The organism is Rhizobium binxianense (assembly GCF_028994275.1).
Taxonomy (GTDB): Bacteria; Pseudomonadota; Alphaproteobacteria; order Rhizobiales; family Rhizobiaceae; genus Rhizobium; species Rhizobium binxianense.
The window spans coordinates 3,310,001-3,329,441 of record NZ_CP118713.1 but is presented as its reverse complement, the minus strand read 5'-3'; the positions used below and the strand labels follow the sequence as shown (position 1 = coordinate 3,329,441).

15 protein-coding genes and 2 pseudogenes (1 of these 17 only partly in view) are annotated in these 19,441 nt (G+C 63.2%); 1 reads left to right on the top strand and 16 read right to left on the bottom strand.

Going from position 1 to position 19,441, the window contains the following annotated elements:
• Positions 1–75: 75 nt before the first annotated feature.
• On the top strand, positions 76–1,245 hold the full coding sequence (locus PO860_RS16430; RefSeq protein WP_273881793.1) for a M20 aminoacylase family protein: 1,170 nt from the start codon (positions 76–78) through the stop codon (positions 1,243–1,245).
• A gap of 87 nt (positions 1,246–1,332) precedes the next feature.
• Here the strand turns inward: PO860_RS16430 and PO860_RS16425 are convergent, their stop codons facing one another.
• The 16 genes and pseudogenes from PO860_RS16425 to PO860_RS16350 all read right to left on the bottom strand — a co-directional run.
• On the bottom strand, positions 1,333–3,120 hold the full coding sequence (locus PO860_RS16425) for an adenine deaminase (RefSeq protein WP_273884973.1): 1,788 nt from the start codon (positions 3,118–3,120) through the stop codon (positions 1,333–1,335).
• Complete coding sequence (locus tag PO860_RS16420) at positions 3,117–4,037, bottom strand: nucleoside hydrolase (protein ID WP_273884974.1); 921 nt, start codon at positions 4,035–4,037, stop codon at positions 3,117–3,119. Before PO860_RS16420 ends, PO860_RS16425 begins: the two co-directional genes overlap by 4 nt.
• Before the next feature lie 4 nt (positions 4,038–4,041).
• Positions 4,042–5,067, bottom strand: coding sequence for an ABC transporter ATP-binding protein (locus PO860_RS16415; RefSeq protein ID WP_273884975.1), 1,026 nt, complete (start codon positions 5,065–5,067; stop codon positions 4,042–4,044).
• Positions 5,060–5,839 carry an ABC transporter permease gene (locus PO860_RS16410; protein ID WP_273884976.1) on the bottom strand — a complete coding sequence of 260 codons (780 nt, stop codon included), beginning with the start codon at positions 5,837–5,839 and terminating at the stop codon, positions 5,060–5,062. The genes PO860_RS16415 and PO860_RS16410 overlap by 8 nt, the downstream gene beginning before the upstream one ends.
• A complete protein-coding gene (locus PO860_RS16405; protein ID WP_273884977.1) occupies positions 5,836–6,663 on the bottom strand; it encodes an ABC transporter permease in 828 nt (275 codons plus the stop codon). Before PO860_RS16405 ends, PO860_RS16410 begins: the two co-directional genes overlap by 4 nt.
• A gap of 57 nt (positions 6,664–6,720) precedes the next feature.
• Positions 6,721–7,743, bottom strand: a complete 1,023-nt coding sequence (locus tag PO860_RS16400) for an ABC transporter substrate-binding protein (protein WP_183609646.1) — start codon at positions 7,741–7,743, stop codon at positions 6,721–6,723.
• 1 nt (position 7,744) lies between these two features.
• A pseudogene (locus PO860_RS16395) lies at positions 7,745–8,789 on the bottom strand (LacI family DNA-binding transcriptional regulator).
• Positions 8,790–8,968: 179 nt separating this feature from the next.
• The gene (locus tag PO860_RS16390; RefSeq protein WP_183609648.1) at positions 8,969–10,411 is read right to left on the bottom strand and encodes an efflux transporter outer membrane subunit; all 1,443 of its coding nucleotides are present in this window, start codon (positions 10,409–10,411) and stop codon (positions 8,969–8,971) included.
• A 150-nt stretch (positions 10,412–10,561) separates the two neighbouring features.
• Entirely contained in the window at positions 10,562–13,672 is a 3,111-nt protein-coding gene (locus tag PO860_RS16385; RefSeq protein WP_273884978.1) for an efflux RND transporter permease subunit, read from the bottom strand.
• Between the two features lie 48 nt (positions 13,673–13,720).
• Complete coding sequence (locus tag PO860_RS16380; protein WP_183609650.1) at positions 13,721–14,932, bottom strand: efflux RND transporter periplasmic adaptor subunit; 1,212 nt, start codon at positions 14,930–14,932, stop codon at positions 13,721–13,723.
• Positions 14,933–15,099: 167 nt separating this feature from the next.
• Complete coding sequence (locus PO860_RS16375; RefSeq protein ID WP_183609651.1) at positions 15,100–15,702, bottom strand: TetR/AcrR family transcriptional regulator; 603 nt, start codon at positions 15,700–15,702, stop codon at positions 15,100–15,102.
• 103 nt (positions 15,703–15,805) lie between these two features.
• Complete coding sequence (locus PO860_RS16370) at positions 15,806–16,750, bottom strand: phosphoribosylaminoimidazolesuccinocarboxamide synthase (RefSeq protein ID WP_273884981.1); 945 nt, start codon at positions 16,748–16,750, stop codon at positions 15,806–15,808.
• An 81-nt stretch (positions 16,751–16,831) separates the two neighbouring features.
• Positions 16,832–17,630, bottom strand: a pseudogene (locus tag PO860_RS16365) (SLC13 family permease).
• A gap of 95 nt (positions 17,631–17,725) precedes the next feature.
• Complete coding sequence (locus PO860_RS16360; RefSeq protein ID WP_183609665.1) at positions 17,726–18,412, bottom strand: phosphoribosyltransferase; 687 nt, start codon at positions 18,410–18,412, stop codon at positions 17,726–17,728.
• Between the two features lie 14 nt (positions 18,413–18,426).
• Positions 18,427–19,233, bottom strand: coding sequence for a pseudouridine synthase (locus PO860_RS16355; protein WP_183609652.1), 807 nt, complete (start codon positions 19,231–19,233; stop codon positions 18,427–18,429).
• Positions 19,234–19,390: 157 nt separating this feature from the next.
• Positions 19,391–19,441, bottom strand: the 3' portion of a protein-coding gene (locus PO860_RS16350) for a hypothetical protein (RefSeq protein ID WP_097621140.1). It continues 156 nt past the right edge of the window; 51 of the gene's 207 nt are visible here — the last part of the coding sequence; its start codon lies off the right edge, out of view; the stop codon is at positions 19,391–19,393.

The window sequence follows — 19,441 nt, the reverse complement described above, 5'->3', positions numbered from 1 at the left end:
GAATGAACTGACGCGGGCGCCGGTCGGGCGCCCGTTTCTCGTGAAGGGATATCCAGGCCTCAGGAGCATTGCCCGATGAGCATTCCCGCCGGGATCAAGGATGATCTGCCCTTCCTCACCGCCCTGCGTCGTGATCTGCATGCCCATCCCGAACTCGGTTTTGAGGAGGAGCGCACCGCCGGCATCGTCGCCGGGCTTCTCGAAGAGGCCGGTATCATCGTGCATCGCGGCCTCGGCGGCACCGGTGTGGTCGGTACGCTGCAGGTCGGCAATGGCGCGCGGAGGATCGGGCTCAGGGCCGATATGGATGCGCTCGCCATGCCTGAAATGGCGGAACGGCCCTATAAATCGACCGTGCCCGGCAAGATGCATGCCTGCGGCCATGACGGCCATACGGCAATGCTTCTCGGCGCCGCCCGGCATCTTGCGACGACGCGGGGTTTTTCCGGCACGGTGCATTTCATCTTCCAGCCGGCCGAAGAGGGGCGCGGCGGGGCGAAGCGCATGGTCGAGGAGGGGCTGTTCCAGCTTTTCCCCTGCGACGCCGTCTACGGGCTGCACAATATGCCCGGGCTTGCGGTCGACGAGATCGCTGTCGTCGAGGGGCCGCAGCTTGCCTCCTCCGATAGCTGGCGCATGACCTTCCGGGGAACCGGCACGCACGGCGCCAAGCCGCATCTCGGCCGCGATCCGATCACGGCCGCCGGCACCTTCCTGTCAACGCTGCAGACGATCGTCGGGCGCGTGATCGACCCGCTGCAGCCGGCCGTCGTCAGTACCTGTTTTCTGCAGGCGGGTGATTCCAAGGCCTTGAACGTCATCCCGGATGTCGTGGAGATCGGTGGGACGGCACGGGCCTATTCACCCGCGGTGCGGGATCAGCTGGAGATCGAGATCGGGCGGTTGGCGCATGGTACTGCTGCTATGTACGGCATCGCCGTGGACTATGCATTCGAGCGACGGATTCCACCTGTCATCAATGACGCGGATGCCACGGCGAGGTCGCTCGCTGCGGCCGGCGCTGTCTTCGGCGAGAAAGTGCGAACACGCTTTCCGCCGTCGACGGCGGGAGACGATTTCGCCTTCTTCGCGCAGAATGCGCCGGGTTGTTATGTCTGGCTCGGCAACGGCCAGGCGGTGGATGGGGCGCTGCATCACAATACGGCTTATGATTTCAACGATGGGGCGCTTGGTTATGGGGCTGCCTATTGGGTAGCGTTGGTGGAGCGGGAGTTGAAAGGGTAAGCTTGGCGTTTGTAGCACCCTTGCCGCCTGCCGGCAGGCGGATGGGGGTCGCACGGCACGTCCGTCGCGAGGTCCGTGCGTCCCGGCTTACCAAATCTCCAGCACGGGACTTTCCATCACTCCCCCCGTCACCACATCCGCAATCCCTCGATCGGTCTGGTGCGGGCCGACGTTGCAGGCGAGTGTGGCGCCGAAGCAGGCCTTGAAGACCCGGTAAGGCGGTTTCCAGTCGGCGATCTTTTCCATGGTCTTACGGATGTTGGCGAAGGCCAGAGCGGTGTTCTCAAGTGATGTATCGGTCACCAGGCCGGAGAGCGGCAGCGGCAGGAGCGCCTCGATCGCGCCGTCTCTTGCGACCGCCATGCCGCCGCCCGCTGATATGACGGCATTGGCGGCGAGCGCCATGTCGCGTGCATTGCCGCCGAAGACAGTGAGGTTGTGGCTGTCATGCGAGACGGTGGTGCAGAAGGCGCCGCGCCATTCGCCCCAGCCGGTGAGGAAGCCGATGCGCGGGGTGCCTTCGGCCCTGCCGTGGCGATGGACGACTGCGATCATGGCACTGCCGGCCGGCGGCACGACGAAGCCGTCCCTGACCTCTGTCTCGGCCTTGCCCCATTGCGTGAAGCGCGGGCAGTCGATGGTGGCGACGCGGACGCGTGTGCCTTTCGACGGAATGCGGAAATCATTTTCGCCGAATTGCGGGAGCTTTACCGAATTCTCAAGCGGTGCGGTATCGAGTTGCCTGATGTCGACCTGCATGCCGCCGTTGCGGGCGACGATGCGGCCGCCCGATATGACCAGCCGCGCCCGGAATTCCTGGAGATCCTCGAAGAGCACGATGTCGGCGCGGCGGCCGGCTGCGACGAGGCCGAGATCGGAGCGTTTCAGCCGCGCTGCGGCGTTGAAGGTCGCGGCCCGCAGCGCCCATTCCGGTTTCATGCCGTAGCGCACCAGACGGCGGATAACGTCGTCGAGGCCGCCGCTTTTGTAGAGTTCATCGGGAAAGACGTCGTCGGTGCAGAGTGTCACGGTTGGGGGCAGGTGGCCGAGACCGTTCAGCACCTCGACGAATTCCTGCAGCAGATGGTCGTGGGATCCGCGCAGCTCGATCGTCAAGCCAGCGGCAAGCTTGGCGGCGAGGTCGGCGCCGGAGGTGAGTTCGTGGTCGGAGGTGATACCCGATGCCATAAAGGCGTTGAGATCGGCGCCTTCGAGGCCGCGGGCATGGCCGCAGACGAGCTTGCCGGAGGCAAGTCCGGCATTGACGATATCAGTCATGCGCGGATCGCCGTCGATGACGCCGCGCATGTTCATGACTTCGGCAACGCCGCCGACGGGAGAGGAACGTAGCATCTCGGCGACGACGGCAGCATCGAAATCGGCGCCTGCAAGTTCCAGGCCGGGCGCCGATGGTACGCAGGATGGGGCGAGCAGGATCATGCGCAGCGGCAGTGAACGCGCCGCCTCGATCGCCCAGCGCACGCCGTCGAGGCCATGGACGTTGCCGAATTCATGCGGATCCCAGACGATTGATGTGACGCCGCGCGGCAGTACCGCGCTTGCATATTCGGCCGGTGTCACCATCGAACTTTCGACATGCATGTGGGTGTCGATCAGGCCGGGCGTCAGGACGCTGCCCGCCGCATCGATGATCTCGACTGCATCCGTGCGGCTTGCCGGGGCATGGACACTCGCGATCAGCGCGCCGGCGAGGCCGATATCGGCGTCGCGGATCAGGCCCGTCACCGCGTCGAGCAGCCGGCCGCCGGTAATCAGCACGTCAAAGGGGGCATCGCCGCGCGCGGCAGCAACGGCGCGGGCGCGCAAGGCGGGATCGTTGAGATCGGCGGGTTCCTGGCGAGGGGTGGCGTTCATTTGCGGGCCTCGTTGACCAGGGCGGCGAGAATGATCACACGCGCCCTATCGGCATCGATGTCGGCGGCGAATTGCGCATTGAAATTCGCATGCGCGGCGCGGGTCTCTACGACGGTGCGACCACGGGTGAGGGCGCCCTGCAACTCGACGTCGATGCGCGCGGGACGGAAGCTGACGATATCGGGAGCGACAAAGGCGACTGCGGCGCAGGGGTCGTAGATCGCCATGGCGGGGCGGCCGCGGCTGGTGGCGATGCTTACATAGCCCGAGAGCATATCGGCGATCAGCTCCGCATTGGTGCCGCCGGCGGTGCGCACCGGCTCGGCATCCTCGGGTCGCGCCAGCACCTTGCGGCAGAGGTCGAGATCGACCATGCGCAGCGGCAGGCCATGGGCGATGACGATCGCCAGCGCCTCGGGATCGGCCAGCGCGTTGAACTCGGCAGAGGCCGTGTGGTTGCCCGATGTGACGCCGCCGCCCAACCAGACGAGTTCGCTGATACGGGCGGCGAGATCGGGCCGGGCAAGCGCCACGGCGGCAATATTGGTAAGGGGCCCGAGCGCCAGGATGCGGTGCTGGCCGTCACGTTCCAGCCAGCGGCAGAGCGCCGTGAAGGCATCGCTTTCGGCGAGGGTGGGTCCCTCCGGCAGGGTCTTGCCGATGGTCGGAATGCCGGTTGCGCCGAGGATCGCCTGAGCGGTTTCGAGCTTGCCGAGGACCGGCATGGCGCGGCCGGTGTGGATGGGGAATTTCCAGCCGAAGGCGATGGCAGCGCCGGCAGCGTTCCTTCTCACCTGCGGCAGCGGCGCATTGCCGAAGACCAGTGATAGGCCGTCGATCTCATATTCCGACTGTGCCACCACCAGAATGGCTGATATGTCGTCGAAGCCCATGTCGGTATCGATCCAGACGCCCATGATTTCACCCGAACCGTTTGAGGTTTGCCGCGCCGGCAACCGGCAGGTCGAAGGCGAGCGCGCTGCCGATCTCATGCAGCGGCTGGCTTGCGTCGATCTCGGCCTTGATGGGCCCAAGCGGCGTATCGAGGAGATATTCGCGGGTGCTGCCGGCGAAAGAGGTGCCGCGCACGGCGCCCTGGAAGGGGCCGGAACCGAGGTTAACCGCGCGCGGCCGCCAGGCCAAGCCCGCTGAGGCTTCCGGCACTGCGCCGGAAAGAGCGACCGGCCCGTTCGGCGTCGCGAGCTTCCCGTCCTTCAGCGCGAAGACGTTCTCGAAGCCGACGAAATCGGCGACGAAGGCAGAGGCGGGATTGTTGTAGATCTCTTCCGGCGTGCCGATCTGTTCAATGCCGCCGTTCAGCATCACGACGATGCGGTCGGCGAGCGCCAGGGCTTCGGTCTGGTCGTGGGTAACGAAAATCATGGTGACGCCGGTCTCCTTTTGCACGCGCTGCAATTCGGCGCGCATTTCGAGGCGAAGCCGGGCATCGAGATTGGAGAGCGGCTCGTCGAGCAGCAGTGCCTTCGGCTCCATCACCATCGAGCGGGCGAGCGCCACGCGCTGTTGCTGACCGCCGGAGAGTTCGGCGGGCTTGCGACCGGCGAAGGCCGAGAGGCCGACGGATCTGAGGCCGGAACCGACGCGGGCGTTGAGATCCGCACCCGAAATGCCCTTGAGGCGCAGGCCGAAGGCGACGTTCTCATAGACCGTCAGATGCGGGAAGAGGGCGTAGGACTGGAAGACGAGGCCGACGGCGCGTTTGTTGGCAGAGATGCGGGTGATATCGGCGCCGTCGAGGCTGATGCGGCCGGAGGTGGGCGTCAGCAGGCCGGCGATGGCGCGCATCGTCGTCGTCTTGCCGCAGCCGGAGGGACCGAGAAGCGCCACGAGTTCACCTTTGCCGATCGTAAGGTCGAGATTGCCGACCGCGACCGTATCGCCATAGGCAAGCGTCAGCTTGTCGAGTTGAAGATAGGCATCAGACATAGCGCGAAAATCCCAGGAAGCGTTCGGCGAGCAAGACGATGCCGATCGAGAGAAAGGCGAGAAGGGCGGAGAGCGCCGCGATGGATGGGTCGTAGGTGGTTTCCATGTAACCCAGCATGTCGATCGGCAGTGTGCGGACGCCGGGACCGGAAAGGAAGAGCGAGACGGGCACCTGGTTGAAGCTGGTGACGAAACCGAGGATGAAGGCGGCAAGGATGCCGCCGCGGATATTCGGCATCACCACGCGGAAGAAGGCGCCGAGCCTGGAGGAGCCGAGCAGGACGGCGGCCTCCTCGATATCAGAGCGCAGATTGTCGAGACTTGCGGAGACGACGCGCACGGCATAGGGCAGCACAAGGGCGGTATGCGCGAAGAAAAGCGCGAGCGTGATGTTGAAGCCGAAGGGCACGACGAGATAACGCAGCAGCGCCAGGCCGACGATGATGCCGGGCACGATGATCGGCAGCGAGACGATGGTGCGGACGGTTTCGGCCGCGGGCAGCCGGTAGCGCGACAGGGCGTAGGCGGCCGGGATGCCGAGGACGAGGGCTGCGAGCGTTCCGAAGACGGCGAGAAACATCGACATGGCGAAGCTGTCGCGGAAACTCTCGATGGTGAACACCTTCATCATCCAGCGCAGCGACAGGCCCTGTGGCGGAAAAGCCAGCGTCTCTCCGGCCGAGAGCGACGCGGCGATGATGATCAGGAACGGGCCGATCAGGAAGACCAGCAGCAGGAAAAGCACGATAGGCGAAAACTGGCGGAGGGTCATTTGCGGTTCCTCGCCGTCGCAAGACGTTTCAGCAGGATGTTGGCGGCAAAGCTCATGATGATCAGAATGAGAGCGATGACGCTGGCCGAGATGAAATCATTGGCGACGGAAACCTGCTGGTACATCAGCGTTTCGAGCATCAGCACCTTGGAGCCCCCGAGCACGGCGGGGGTGATATAGGCGGTGAGCGAGCCGGTGAAGACAAGCGTGCCGCCGATGACGAGGCCCTCCCTGGTCAGCGGCAGGATGACTTTCCAGAAGACCTGGAACCAGTTGGCGCCAAGCACGCGAGCGGCCGGAATGGCATCCTTCGGCATGTTTTCCAGCGCGCTGATCAAGGAGAGGATCATCAGCGGCAGGAAGAGCTGCAGGAGCCCGATGAAGACGGCGGTCTCGGTGAACAGCAGCCGCAGCGGCTCGGCGCTGAGGCCGAGGCCCGTGATCGCCTGGTTGACGATGCCGGTGCGGCCGAGAATGACGATCCAGGCATAGGTGCGGGCGACCGGCGAGATCATCAGCGGCAGGGTGACGAGGCCGATCATCCGGCCCTTGCCATTCGCCGGCAGATTGACGATGGCAAAGGCTGCGGCATAACCGATGACCGCGGAGACGGCGGTGACTTCGAGCCCGAGCCGGAAGGTGCGCAGGAAGACGGTGCGGTTCAGCGTTTCGGAAAAGAAATCGGCATAGGCCGACAGGCTCCAGGCGCTGCCGGCTTGGAAGCCCTCCGACAGCAGGATCGTGACGGGCAGCAGAAAGACCATGGTCGCAAAGATGGCTGCCGGCAGGGCAAGCGCCAGGGCTTCCGCGCGGTTCTGGAACATGAGGCGCCTTTCCAGGACAGGAGAGCGGTCCCGGCGGCGCCGGGACCAGTTTTCACGTTACTGGCCGACCTTCTCGTTCCATGTCTTCAGCCAGCCGGCGCGATTGTCGAGGGCGACGGCGGAAGGGATCAGTTTGAGGCTCTTCGCCGTTTCCTCGCCATAGGTGAGGTTGTTGGCCGCTGCCTCGGAAAGCTTGACCTCGCTGTTTGCGGGGCTGTCGATCAGCTTCTCGGCGAGCTTGGTCTGGGTGTCGGTCGAAAGCCAGAAATCCATGAACTGCAAGGCGAGATCCGCGTTTTTCGAACCCTTGGTCAGCACCAGGACGTTCATGCCGCCGGTCTGGCCCTCCTTTGGCGTAGCCCACGCAATGGGGAGGTTGAGCTTGGTGAAACCTGCCCAGGAGAAACGGCCGATCGGCGCTGCCCAGATCTCCTCCTGTTGCATCAGCTGCACGAGCTGCGAGGATTTTTCGTAGAAGGTGACGATCTCGTCCTTCTTCTCGCCCAGCGCCTCGATCGGTCCCTTCAGATCGGGCGTGTCCTTGCCGAGCGCCTGGCCCAGCATGTAGAGCGCCGGCGGCCCCTGATTGGTGGTCACGTTCGGAAAGGCGACGTGGCCGACATAGTCCGGCTTCAAGAGATCGGCCCAGGAGTCGATCTTCATCTTGTCGGAGCGATAGGCGATGGAGGTGGCGTAGAAGGTATAGCCGACGCTCATGCCGTCACCGTTCGGATCCTTGGCGATGTCGTACAGCTTGGCGAAATTGGAAAGTTTCGCGGTATCCACCTTGTCGGTCAGCCCGGCGCGGGAGGCGGCCAGCGCATCGGCCATCGAAACGGCGGCAAGATCGACGACGGGGTTGGCCTTGTTGGCCTCCATCTTGGCCAGGCGTTCGACGCTGTTGCCGGTCTCGACCACGAGCTTGCAGCCGCATTTGGCTTCGAACGGATCGTAGACCAGCGTCTTGAAATCATCCTGGGCAAAGGCATAGACGGAAATGGTCAGCGTCCGTTCTGCCGCCGATGCGGCAAGCGGTGACAGTGCGGACAGCGCCACCGCGGCAATGACAGCTTTTTTCATCCTACATGTTCTCCATCTCTGAGGTTTTTGGTGCCGGGCTCGCAGGGCCCGGACGATTGGCGGACGATCAACTGCATGGCGACACGGTCGATTTCCGCGGTAACGAGCATGCCCTCCCCGGTGGCGCTGGTTCTTATGGCATCCGTCAGCGCCGACACGGCAATCTCGGCGATTCTATCCATGTCCATCCGGACCGTCGTCAGCGACGGCGTAACGACGGGTGACCAGATGAGATCGTCGAAGCCGGTGACGCTGACATCGGCGGGAATGCTGATGCCGGCCTGCTGCAGTTCCGTCAGCGCGCGCAGGGCCTGGAGGTCGGAGAGGGCTGCGAAGGCGGTGAAACCCTGTTCTACCTTTTCAGCGAGGCCGAGCGGGCAGCCAATGCCGCCATCCTGCTCCAGCCTGTCGATCCACAGTGTTTCCGCATGCATGCCCGGGCGCATGCCGGAGCGGATGCCGCCGGCACGGTCGTTCTGGACGTTGGATTCCTGGTTGTTGCCGATGATGAGGATGTGGCGATGGCCAAGGCCGGCGAGATGGTCGGCGATTTCGCGGCCGCCTTGCCAATGGTCGGCGGCCACGGTGTTGCCTGGCGTCGAGGCGGTGTCGATGACGGCGACCGGACAGGCGGCGGCAGAAATACGAGTGGCGCGGCGGGGAATAATGACCATGCCGTCGACGCTGCGCTCGACGAGCCGGTTGATCGCCTCGGTCTGGGTGGCGGCATCGCCGCGGGAATCGGCGATCAGCACGCCGTAACCGGCGGCGGAGGCTGCGAATTCGATCGCCTGAGCGATCTTCGGGAACAGCGGATTGGCGATATCGGGCAGCACCAGGCCGAGGACGCCGCTGCGTCCGGTCCTGAGCGCCCGGCCGGCCTGGCTCGGGACATAGCCGAGTTCGGCTGCGTGCTCGCGGATTCTCTCGATCAACTGGCCGGAGACCCGGCCCTTGCCGGAAAGCGCATTGGAGACGGTGGCGACAGAGACGCCGAGCGACGTCGCTATCCTGCTGAGGTTTGGTCCCGGGCGCGATTGAGCCATGATCGACGGCGCTCTGATTAATCGTTTAATCAGAGCTTTACCTCAGCTTTTTTTGCTTGTCGAATCCAAATTCATCTTATGCGCAATTATCCGCGAAGCGAATTCGGCAGGCATCAAAAAACCCCGCGAGACGATCGCGGGGTTTCGATTTTCCAATTTTCCAAAAGACCGGCTGCCGATCAGCTCTTGGCTGGCTTCGCTGTCGGCACGGGCTTCACCGGTGCGGTGGTTTTGCCGCCAGGCGCATAGCCGCCGCCGACGGCGATGTTCAGCGAGACGTAGTCCTTGGCCATCTGCTGGACGGACTGGGCAAGGCTTGCCTGGGCCAGTGAGACCTGGCGCTGCGCGTCGAGAACGTCGAGCAGCGAAGAGGCGCCGTCCTTGTAGGATGCGGTGGAAAGTTCGAGTGTTTCCTGGGTGGTCTTTACCTGGGCCTGAAGTGCGGCGACCGTGCGGGCGTCGCGCCGGACGGCCGAAAGCGCGTTCTCGACCTGTTCGACCGCGGTCAGCACCGTCGACTTCCAGTTGAGATAGGCCGTGGCGGCATCGGACTGCGCGGACTTGACGTTGGCGCGCAGGCGACCGCCGTCGAAGATCGGCAGGTTGAGGGTCGGGCCAAAGGACCAAGGCGTCAGGCCGCCATGGACACCACGCTGGTTGATGTAGGACGGTGAGATCGAGCCGCTGAGCGAGATGCTCGGATAGAGCTGCGCCTGGGCTACACCGATATTGGCGGTTGCAGCAGCGAGATCACGTTCCGCCACACGAATATCGGGACGGTTGCGGATCAGGTCCGCCGGGATGCCGGAGGTGATGCCGCCGCGGAATACCGGCTGACCAGAGCCCCTCAGCAATTCATCGACCAGGGCTGAGGCCGGCAGGCCGAGCAGCGTCGCGATGTGATGGGCCGATATGCGGATGTTGGTTTCGAGGCCCGGAATTTCGGCGAGCGTCGACTGCACCAGGCCTTCGGCCTGAACGACGTCGAGACGCGAGGCGGCGCCGGCTTCGAGCTGGAACTTGGTCAGTTCGTAGGTTTCCCGGCGAGACTTCAGGTTGGCATTCGAAAGCGCTAGGCGCTGCTGATAATAGCGAACGTCGATATAGCTCGACACGAGATCCTGCACGAGGGTCAGCTTGGCGACATCAGCGGATGCGTAAGCGGAATCGAGCGAGGCGAGCGCGCTCTCCGTGCTGCGCTTGTAGAGGCCGAAGAGATCGAGCAGCCAGCTCAGTTGGACGTCGCCGGCGCTGGTGTTGCGCGTGTCGAACTGCGTGCGCAATTCGCCCCTCTGGCCGCTGACGGTGTGCGAGCCGCCGACGGTCAGGTTCGGCAGGCCGCCGGCGCCGGCGGTGGTGACGTTGGCGGAGGCCGCATTGATGCGTTCGATCGCCTGCTGGACTGACAGGTTCTGCTCGAGGCCGGCGTTGACGTAGCCGTTCAGCCTCGAATCGTTGAAGGCGGTCCACCATGCGGCGGTCGCAACATCACCATCGCTCTTCGTTCCGCCTTCTCCGAATTTGGCGGGCAGCGGCATCTCAGGAGGAACATGATCCGGGCCAACCACACAGCCCGACAGTAATAACAATAGTGCCGGTGTGGCAAAACGAAGAGATACCATTCATTTCATCCTGTACTCGAGCAAGTCAATTCTTGTCCGAAGCTTCATGCTTCACTATCGGCCGCCGCGCCTCGTCGTACCAAAAACACCATTCCGAAGCAGTCGGGCGCAATGTAGCAACGAGAACAGCATTATCACAGTGCATTTTTATCACACTCCTGCCGCATTTTTGCTCCGTGTGGCAAAGATGCGTCGAATGACGACGAAGAACGACGGTACGAAGAAAATTCCGAGCATCGTCGCCGCCAGCATGCCGCCGAGGACGCCGATGCCGATGGCATTCTGGGCCGCCGAGCCGGCGCCCGTGGCGATCGCCAGCGGCACGACGCCGAGGATAAAGGCGAGCGACGTCATGATGATCGGCCGCAGTCGCAATCTCGCCGCCTCCAGCGTCGCTTCGTAGAGCCCCATGCCGCTTTCCATGCGGTCCTTGGCGAATTCGACGATCAGGATCGCGTTCTTCGCCGCCAGCCCGATGGTCGTCAGCAGGCCGACCTTGAAATAGACGTCGTTCGCCTGGCTGAAGAGCGTGGCCGCCATCAGCGCGCCGAGAATGCCGACAGGCACCGCCATGATCACCGAGAAGGGGATCGACCAGCTTTCGTAAAGTGCCGCCAGGCAGAGGAAGACGACGAGAACCGAGATCGCATAGAGCATCGGCGCCTGCGAACCGGAAAGGCGCTCCTGGTAGGAGATGCCCTGCCAGGCGACCGTATAACCGCCGCCGAGCTGTTCGGTCAGCGCTTCTATTTCGTTCATCGCATCGCCGGAGGAGACGCCGGGTGCGGAAGCGCCGTCGAGCGGAATGGCGCTGACGGCGTCGAAGCGGGCAAGCGATGGCGCGCCTTTCACCCACTCCGTCCTGGTAAAGGCGGAGAAGGGCACCATTTCACCGGCAGTGTTGCGGGCGTACCAATGGTCGAGATCATCCGGCTGCATGCGGAAGGGCGCATCGCCCTGAACATAGACCGGCTTGATCTCGCCGTTCAGCGTGAAGTCGTTGACGTCGCGGCCGGTGAAGATGATCGACAGCATCGAATTGACCGAGGCGATATCGACGCCCATGGCGCCGATCTTCTCCTGATCAAGCACGATGCGCATCTGCGGCTCGACTTCCTTATTGCTGCTGCGCAGCGCCACGATCTTGCCCGACGTATTGCCCATCTGGATCAGCCGCTTGGAGGCGGCCGTCAGGGCGTCGTTGCCGTGGCCGCCGGTATCGACGAGATACATGGAGAAGCCGCTCGATACGCCGAGACCCTGGATTGCCGGGGGCAGGAGTGCGAAGACCTGCGCCTCGCGGATGGCAAAGAAGCTGCGCAGCGCGCGGTTGACAACCGACTGGGCGCTCAGCTGCGGATCGGTGCGTTTCGAGAAATCCTTGAGTTTGGTGAAGACGATGGCGCTGTTTTGGCCGGAGCCGTTGAAGCCGAAGCCCAGCGCGCCGAACACCGATTCGACGGCATCCTTCTCATTCTCGCGATAGTATTTTTCGACTTTCTCGACGACCGCCTGGGTCTGCTGCGTGGTCGAGCCCGGCGGCGTGGTGACGATGGTCAGCAGCACGCCCTGGTCTTCCTGCGGAAGGAAGGAGCTCGGCAGGCGGGTGAAGAGATAGGCGCAGCCGGCGCCGACCAGCAGGAAAACCAGCATGACGCGGATCGGCCGCTTCAAGAGATAACCGATGGCGCTGATATAACCGTTGGTCGAGCGGGTGAAATTGCGGTTGAACCAGTCGCCGACGCGGTGCTTCCTGTGTTCGCCGACCGGCTTCAGCATCGTGGCGCAAAGTGCCGGCGTCAGCACCAGGGCGACGAGCGCAGACAGCAGCATGGCGGAGACGATGGTGATCGAGAACTGACGATAGATGATCCCGGTCGAACCACCGAAGAAGGCCATCGGAATAAAGACGGCGGTGAGAACGAGCGCGATACCGACAATGGCGCCGGTGATCTCGCCCATCGATTTTTCCGTCGCCTCCAGCGGCGAAAGCTTCTCTTCGGACATGATGCGTTCGACGTTTTCGACGACGACGATGGCGTCGTCGACCAGGAGGCCGATTGCCAGCACCATGGCAAACATCGTCAAGGTATTGATCGAGTAGCCGGTGACAGCAAGCACCCCGAAGGTGCCGAGCAGCACCACGGGAACGGCAATCGTCGGGATCAGCGTTGCTCGCAGGTTCTGCAGGAAGACGAGCAGCACGACAAAGACGAGCACGATCGCTTCGATCAGCGTATGCACGACCTTCTCGATCGACAGTTCCACGAAAGGCGTCGTATCGTAGGGATAGGTGATCTCCACGCCCGCCGGCAGGGTGCGGCCGATGACCTCGAGGGCGGAGCGGACGCGGGCCGCGGTATCGATGGCGTTGGCGCCGATCGCGAGATTGACGGCAAAACCGGTCGACGGCTGGCCGTTGTACCGCGAACCGCCACCGTAGCTTTCCTGGCCGATCTCGATGCGCGAGACGTCGCTCAAGCGCACCGTTGCGCCGTCCTTTTCGACCTTCAGAATGATGTGCTCGAAATCGGCGACGGTGGTCAGCTGGCTTTGGGCGGTGATGGTGACGTTGATCTGCTGGCCGGGAAGGGCCGGCTGGGCGCCGAGCGACCCGACGGAGACCTGGGTGTTCTGCGCCTGGATGGCTGACGTGACGTCGCTCGGAGTCAATTGGTATTTCAAGAGCTTGAACGGATCGAGCCAGACGCGCATGGCGTAACCCGAACCGAAGACGTTGATACTGCCCACACCTTCCAGCCGCTGGATCTGATCCTCGATCGAGGTCGACATGATGTTGCCGAGGTCGACCGAGTTGCGCTTGCCGTCGGTCGAAACGAGCGAGCCGACGAGAAGAATGCTCGACGTCGAGCGGGTGACGCTGATGCCGGCGTCGATGACGTCGCCTGGGAGCTGCGACTGAACCAGCTGCAGCTTGTTCTGCACCTGCACCTGGGCGATATCCGGGTCGGCGCTGGTCCCGAAGGTGAGCTGGATGCTGGCCGAACCGGTCGACGAGGTCGAGGTCATGTAGGTCAGGTCGTCGAGGCCGGTCATGCCATCCTCGATGATCGTCGTCACCGATTTCTCGACAGTCTCGGCGCTGGCGCCCCGGTAGGTGGCATTGATGCGGACCGTCGTCGGGGCGATGTCGGGGTATTGCGAGATCGACAGCGTGAAGATCGCCAGCAGGCCGGCGAGCATGATGGTGATCGCAATGACCCAGGCGAAAATCGGACGTCGGATGAAAAACTTGGCCATCGGTTGTTCCTGTGCGGCTGAGACGGTGACGATGCGGGCCTGCTGCGATTATTTCGCTGCGGGCTTCTGCGTATCACCGGCCGCGGGCTGCTCGGCAGGCACGACCACGCCGTTGTCGTTGATCTTCATCGGAACGGGCTTCACCGGCATGCCCGCGGTGATCGACTGCAGGCCGCTGACGATCAATTGATCGCCGTCCTTGATGCCTTCGGTCACGAGCCAGGAATTGTTGGAGGGTGAGCTGTTCTCGAAGGCGCGGGTTTCGACCTTGCCGTCGGCGGAAATGAACTGTGCCGTCAGCCGGCCATTGGCATCACGGCTCGTCGCCAGCTGCGGCAGCGCATAACCGGCCTCGGCGCCGAGCTCGACGGTTGCCCGCACATACATGCCGGGCAGGACGACGCGATCGGGATTGGGAAAGAGCACGCGGATGATGAAAGTGCCTGTGGTCTCGCTGACCACCTGCTTCGACATGTCGAGCTTGCCCAGCTGGTTATATTCCTTGCCGTCTTCGAGGATCAGGTGGAAAGCGACGTTGTCTGCGCCCTTGATGTTGCCGGCGGCCATCGCATCGCGCAGCTTCAAAAGGTTGGTGCTCGATTCCGTCAGCGAGATATAGATCGGATCGAGCTGGCGGATCGTCGTCAGCGCCGTCGTCTGATTGGCCGAGACGACGTTGCCGACATTATAGGCCGTCTGGTCGATGACGCCGTCGAAGGGTGCGACGATCCTGGTGTGGTCGAGATCGATCTGCGCGGCGGAAAGTGCTGCCTTTGCCGACTCGACTTCGGCTTTGGCCTGGAGCAGCGTCGTCTTGGCTGTTTCGAATTCGATCTGGGTCGCGCCGCTGCCGACGAGGCGCTGATAGCGGTCGAGATTGCTTTCGGCGCTCGGCACGCTGGCTTGCGCCTTGGAGATTGCCGCCTTGGCCTGCTCTACGGCGGCGATATAGGGGGCATCCTCGATCTGGTAGAGAAGGTCGCCCTTCTTGATCTCTCCGCCTTCCTTAAAGGCGATCTCGCGGATGAGGCCGCTCACCTGCGGGCGGATATCGGCCGTCTGGAATGTCTCGGCGCGGCCGGGAAGGATCGTCGTGATCGGGAACGTGGCCTTCGTCATCGTGACCGCGCCGACGGCGGCGGCCTGCTGTGCGGCACCTGCGCCCGTATTGCCGGCGGGCTTGCCGGCATTGTCGCTGCAGCCGGCGAGCAAGGTGCCGAGCGCCAGGGCCGAGGAGATGAGGAGGGCGCGCCGTATCATTCTGAATTCCCTGTGCGGTGGCAATGGCCATTCAATCCACGGGCTCGGCCGCGGCTCAGCTTGACCGAGCGCAGGCTCCTATAAGCGTCAGGATTGGTTTGGCTTCAAATGCCATTATCCGAATTTAAGAAAGGCTTTACGAAGTGACGTAAGTCAGCAATCGTCACTTAGCAAGCGTTATTTTGCAATGCGGCATCGACGAAGCCGACGATGTCCTCGGCACGGTGGACGAGAGTTTCCTTGTCGTCGCGCGCGATCAGGATCGGGTGCAATACGCAGGCCAGCACGTCTGCGACGGTGCGTGCGGCGCTCTCGGGATCGCGGCATTGATAGCGTCCCTCCACTATGCCCTCGCGGATGATCTCACCGAGCTTCTGTTCTATACGGGCGCGATAGCGGTTGCCGGCGTCGAGTTTGGCCTCGATCGTCGAAAGCACCATTTCGAAGATGTAAGGGTTCTTCTGGATGTCCTGCAGATGGCCTTCCAGCAGGCGCAGGACGAAGCGGAGCAGTTGCTCCTTGGGCGGCAGGTCCTGCTCGAAGGCGGCGAAACGCTCGGTGGCATTGTCGAGATGGCGTCCGGCGATCGCGTCGATCAGTGCAACCTTGGAATGAAAATGTTTGAAGACATTGGCGGGCGACATGTGCAGTGCCCCTGCGATATCGGCGATCGACACCGCGAGATAGCCACGCTCGCGAAACAGCATCTCCGCCATGGAGAGAATGTCCTCCCGCGTTTCCTCGGCCTTGCGTCTCGGCCTTTTTATCATCCGTCCCCCGCCGGGCCGGGCCCGGTACCCTCTTTAATGCTAGCGCTATTGGGAGACAAACCGCAAGCCGATGCTTGGCCGGTCGGCTTTGCCCCTCGTCTTTTCAAGGGAAATAGGGGGCTAGGTTGTTTCGAACACGGGCAAGCGCCGTCTCGTCGCTATCGTCGGGGACAAAACGCTCGCCGGTAATCGCCTCGTAAGCCTTGATATAGACGGCCGAGGTTTGCTCGATCAGTTCGACGGGGATTTCTGGAATCTCGTCCTTATAGGGGTCGCAGCGCTCGGCCACCCAGGCACGGACGAAATCCTTGTCGAAACTATCAGGCCGTTTTCCGGCAGCGAAGCTTGCCGGATAGCTTTCGGCAAGCCAGTAGCGGCTGCTGTCGGGCGTGTGGATCTCGTCGGCGAGGATGATATTGCCATCGCCATCGGTGCCGAATTCATATTTTGTGTCGACAAGGATCAGGCCGCGTTTGGCCGCCATCTCCTGGCCGCGGGCAAAGAGGGTGAGCGCGTAGGTCGACAATATCTGCCATTGCTCTGCAGTCAGAAGGCCACGCGTGACGATTTCCTCAGGCGTCAGCGGCTCATCATGGCCGCCGTCGAATTCCTTGCTGGTCGGGGTGATGACGGGTTCGGGCAGGATCTGGTTGTCGCGCATGCCGTCGGCCAGCCGCATGCCATACATCTCGCGCTCGCCCTTCTTGTAGAGCGTCAGGATCGAGGTCCCGGTGGTGCCGGCGAGATAACCGCGCACGACGATCTCGACCGGCAGGATGTCGAGCCGTTTGCCGATGACGACATTCGGATCGGGATAGTCGAGAACGTGATTGGGGCAGATATCCCGAGTCGCCTCGAACCAGTAGCGCGCCGTCTGCGTCAGCACCTGGCCCTTATAGGGGATGCAGGTGAGGATGCGGTCGAAGGCGCTCAGCCGGTCGGTGCTGATGATGATCCGGCGTCCGTCCGGAAGGTCGTAATTCTCGCGCACCTTGCCGCGATAATAGTTCGGCAGTTCCGGGAAATGGGCTTCGGAGAGGATTCGCACGGCGCTCGACTGTCCTTGTGATTGGGTGAAGGCTTCCTGTCGTTTCATTGCCGGGAAGTCAAGGTGGCCGCAAGTATCGCATCACAGGCAGAACAGAGCCAGGAGAAACAAGGCGAGGCCGTTACTTGTAACGGCAAGCAGCCAGCCGGCGCGCAGGAAGTCGCTGAAGCGGTAGCCGCCGATGCCCATGGCGAGCGTGTTGTTGTGATGGCCGAAGGGCGTCAGGAAATCGAGCGAGGCACCGGCGGCGACCGCGATCAGATAGGCGTGCGGCGCATGCTGGCCGGTTCTTGCAAATTCCAGTGCGATCGGGGTCAGGACTATGGCGACGGTTGCGACCGGCAGGCCGACATAGCAAAATCGAAGAAGTGAAAGCCGGCTCCGCTCGCCTCGCCGAGCGCCTCGCTGACGAGCAGATTGGCCGGCGTGCCGATCAGCGAAACGAGACCGCCGAGCAGGGCTGCGAACGAGACCGGCATGACGAACTGGCGGCGAGGGATCGCCAGAGCCGTGCCGAGTCGCAGCGCCACCGGCAGGGTGATCGCAAAGGCACCGATATTCATGAAGATGGAGGTGAAGCCGGCGAGCGATGCATGCCTGATATGACCTGGAAACCCGAGGGTTCTGTGGCCGCGAAACGGGCAGGGAGACTGTCGAAGAGCCTGCGCGCCAGAACCTGGACGATCAGCAGGATCCCGACGACGTTGACGACGACGGGGCTGGCGAAGCCCGTGAAGATCCGATCGGCGGGATAAAGGCCAAGCGCATAGCCGGCAAGCAGACCGGCGATCGAGACCACCTCGATGCGGAAGCGATCGAGTGAGAAGAGAACCAGCATCGCCAGCAGAAGGATCAGCAGGGATGCTTGCTCGAACGACATGGGCAGGTCCCCGTGTTTCATCGATCGGGCCGGACTGTAATCGTTCCTCGTGGGCTGTACAGAGGTGCCGGCAGGCAGGCCTGCAATATCTCGTCTCAGGCCGCTGGGGCCTGCCACCGGCCTGCGGCGTTCCGCTCCAGAAGGGGCGTTGCGAAGACGCCGACGGTGCGCGCGGTCCATTGCGGGCCGGCGGCCGTCAGGCTTTCGCGCCAGCGCTCGGATTGCAGCATGGCGGCGCCGATGACGACCGGTTCGATACCGCAGGCCGTCAGCAGATCAAGAGCCGCGACGATCGAGGCGCCGCTGGAAATGACATCGTCGATCAAGGCGACGCGCCGTCCGCTCAGCAGCGGCAGCATGCGCGGATCGATATAGAGGCGCTTTTGTTGCGTCGGCGTGGTGATCGAAGACAGGGCAACGGAGAGCTCGTCGCGGTACCAAAATTTACGTGAGGTGCCGAGCGGAACGTACCTGTTATGACCGAGCTTCTGCGCCACGGCGGCGGCAAGCGTCAGGCCGAGCGTCGGCAGGCCGGCGACGACATCGATGCCCCTAGGCCTGATCTTTTCGGCGAGGCTTTCGGCGAGCGTATCGAGCACGGCGAAGCTTGCCTGGTTGACGATCAGCGAGGCGAGGGCGTGATTGCCGTCCGCCAACACGCGGATCGGCAGGCGAAGCTGGCGGCCATCTTCCAGTGCGGCGACATAGAAGGCGGCAAACTCGCCATCGCCGGCAAAGGTGTCCGGCGGATCAAACTCCTGCCAGAAATCGTGCGGCGCCATGCCAGTCACATCAGTCAATTGCGTCTTGCCTTTTCGATGCCGGTTTTCCGCCGCAGCGACTGCAATTCCGCCGCAGTCAGCGCGCGCACGGCGCCCTTCGGTAGTTCGCCGAGTTCGAGCTCGCCGATTGCGACGCGCACAAGGCGCAGGCATTCCGTCCCGAGCGTTTCCAGCATGCGGCGGATCTGGCGGTTGCGGCCCTCGTCGAGTTCGACCTCGATCCATGAGTTCCTGTCGCCCTGGCGCAGGCGCCGCGCGGCGGTTGCCGTCAGCAACTCGCCGTCGTGGCGAATGCCCGATGTCATTGCGGCCATCGCCTCGTCATCCATGATGCGGTCGATCTGAACATGATAGGTCTTCGTCACATGCGTGATCGGATCGAGCAGGATCTGGGCAAATTCGGTGTCGTTGGTGAAAAGCAGCAGGCCCTCGCTCGCCTTGTCGAGCCGGCCGACGGGGGAGAGATGCGGGATGTCGAAATCCCTGAGGCAATCATAGACCGTCGGCCTGCCTTCGGGATCATGGCGGGTGGTGACCAGTCCGCGCGGCTTGTTGAGCATCAGGTAGATTTTCGCCTCGGCAGCGATAACCAGGCCGTCGACGCTGATCCTCGCCGTTGCAAGATCGACCCATGCGGAAATATCCGTGACGGCCCGGCCGTCGACAGCGACGCGGTTTTCGGCAATCAGGCGTTCGGCCTGCGTGCGGGAGCAATAACCGAGCTTGGAAAGGGCGCGGGGGAGGGTGACCCGCTTGCCGGCAGCGTCATCGGCAAGCTTTGTCCGCTCGCGCGTCTTGTGCGGTGGGCGCCGCTCCCTCATCTGCCGTCCTTGTCCTGCTTTTGATGCCGTCTCTTGGCATGAACGGCGGAAGGATGCCAGCAAGACGAATAAAAAACGAGAGGAATATCAGGCGCCGCAAAAGACACTCAGCGCTTCCCGATAAAGCGCCGCCAGGACTTGATGGGGTCGGGCTGCTTCAGCGGCAGACCATGAATCCGGCCAGCTCCTTGCGGCTGATGACGATACC

Excerpts from the sequence above, each read along its gene's own strand:
- PO860_RS16430 (WP_273881793.1), top strand. The coding sequence starts at position 76 with ATGAGCATTCCCGCCGGGATCAAGGATGATCTGCCCTTCCTCACCGCC.
- PO860_RS16425 (WP_273884973.1), bottom strand. The coding sequence starts at position 3,120 with ATGAACGCCACCCCTCGCCAGGAACCCGCCGATCTCAACGATCCCGCC.
- PO860_RS16420 (WP_273884974.1), bottom strand. The coding sequence starts at position 4,037 with ATGGGCGTCTGGATCGATACCGACATGGGCTTCGACGACATATCAGCC.
- PO860_RS16415 (WP_273884975.1), bottom strand. The coding sequence starts at position 5,067 with ATGTCTGATGCCTATCTTCAACTCGACAAGCTGACGCTTGCCTATGGC.
- PO860_RS16410 (WP_273884976.1), bottom strand. The coding sequence starts at position 5,839 with ATGACCCTCCGCCAGTTTTCGCCTATCGTGCTTTTCCTGCTGCTGGTC.
- PO860_RS16405 (WP_273884977.1), bottom strand. The coding sequence starts at position 6,663 with ATGTTCCAGAACCGCGCGGAAGCCCTGGCGCTTGCCCTGCCGGCAGCC.
- PO860_RS16400 (WP_183609646.1), bottom strand. The coding sequence starts at position 7,743 with ATGAAAAAAGCTGTCATTGCCGCGGTGGCGCTGTCCGCACTGTCACCG.
- PO860_RS16390 (WP_183609648.1), bottom strand. The coding sequence starts at position 10,411 with ATGGTATCTCTTCGTTTTGCCACACCGGCACTATTGTTATTACTGTCG.
- PO860_RS16385 (WP_273884978.1), bottom strand. The coding sequence starts at position 13,672 with ATGGCCAAGTTTTTCATCCGACGTCCGATTTTCGCCTGGGTCATTGCG.
- PO860_RS16380 (WP_183609650.1), bottom strand. The coding sequence starts at position 14,932 with ATGATACGGCGCGCCCTCCTCATCTCCTCGGCCCTGGCGCTCGGCACC.
- PO860_RS16375 (WP_183609651.1), bottom strand. The coding sequence starts at position 15,702 with ATGATAAAAAGGCCGAGACGCAAGGCCGAGGAAACGCGGGAGGACATT.
- PO860_RS16360 (WP_183609665.1), bottom strand. The coding sequence starts at position 18,412 with ATGGCGCCGCACGATTTCTGGCAGGAGTTTGATCCGCCGGACACCTTT.
- PO860_RS16355 (WP_183609652.1), bottom strand. The coding sequence starts at position 19,233 with ATGAGGGAGCGGCGCCCACCGCACAAGACGCGCGAGCGGACAAAGCTT.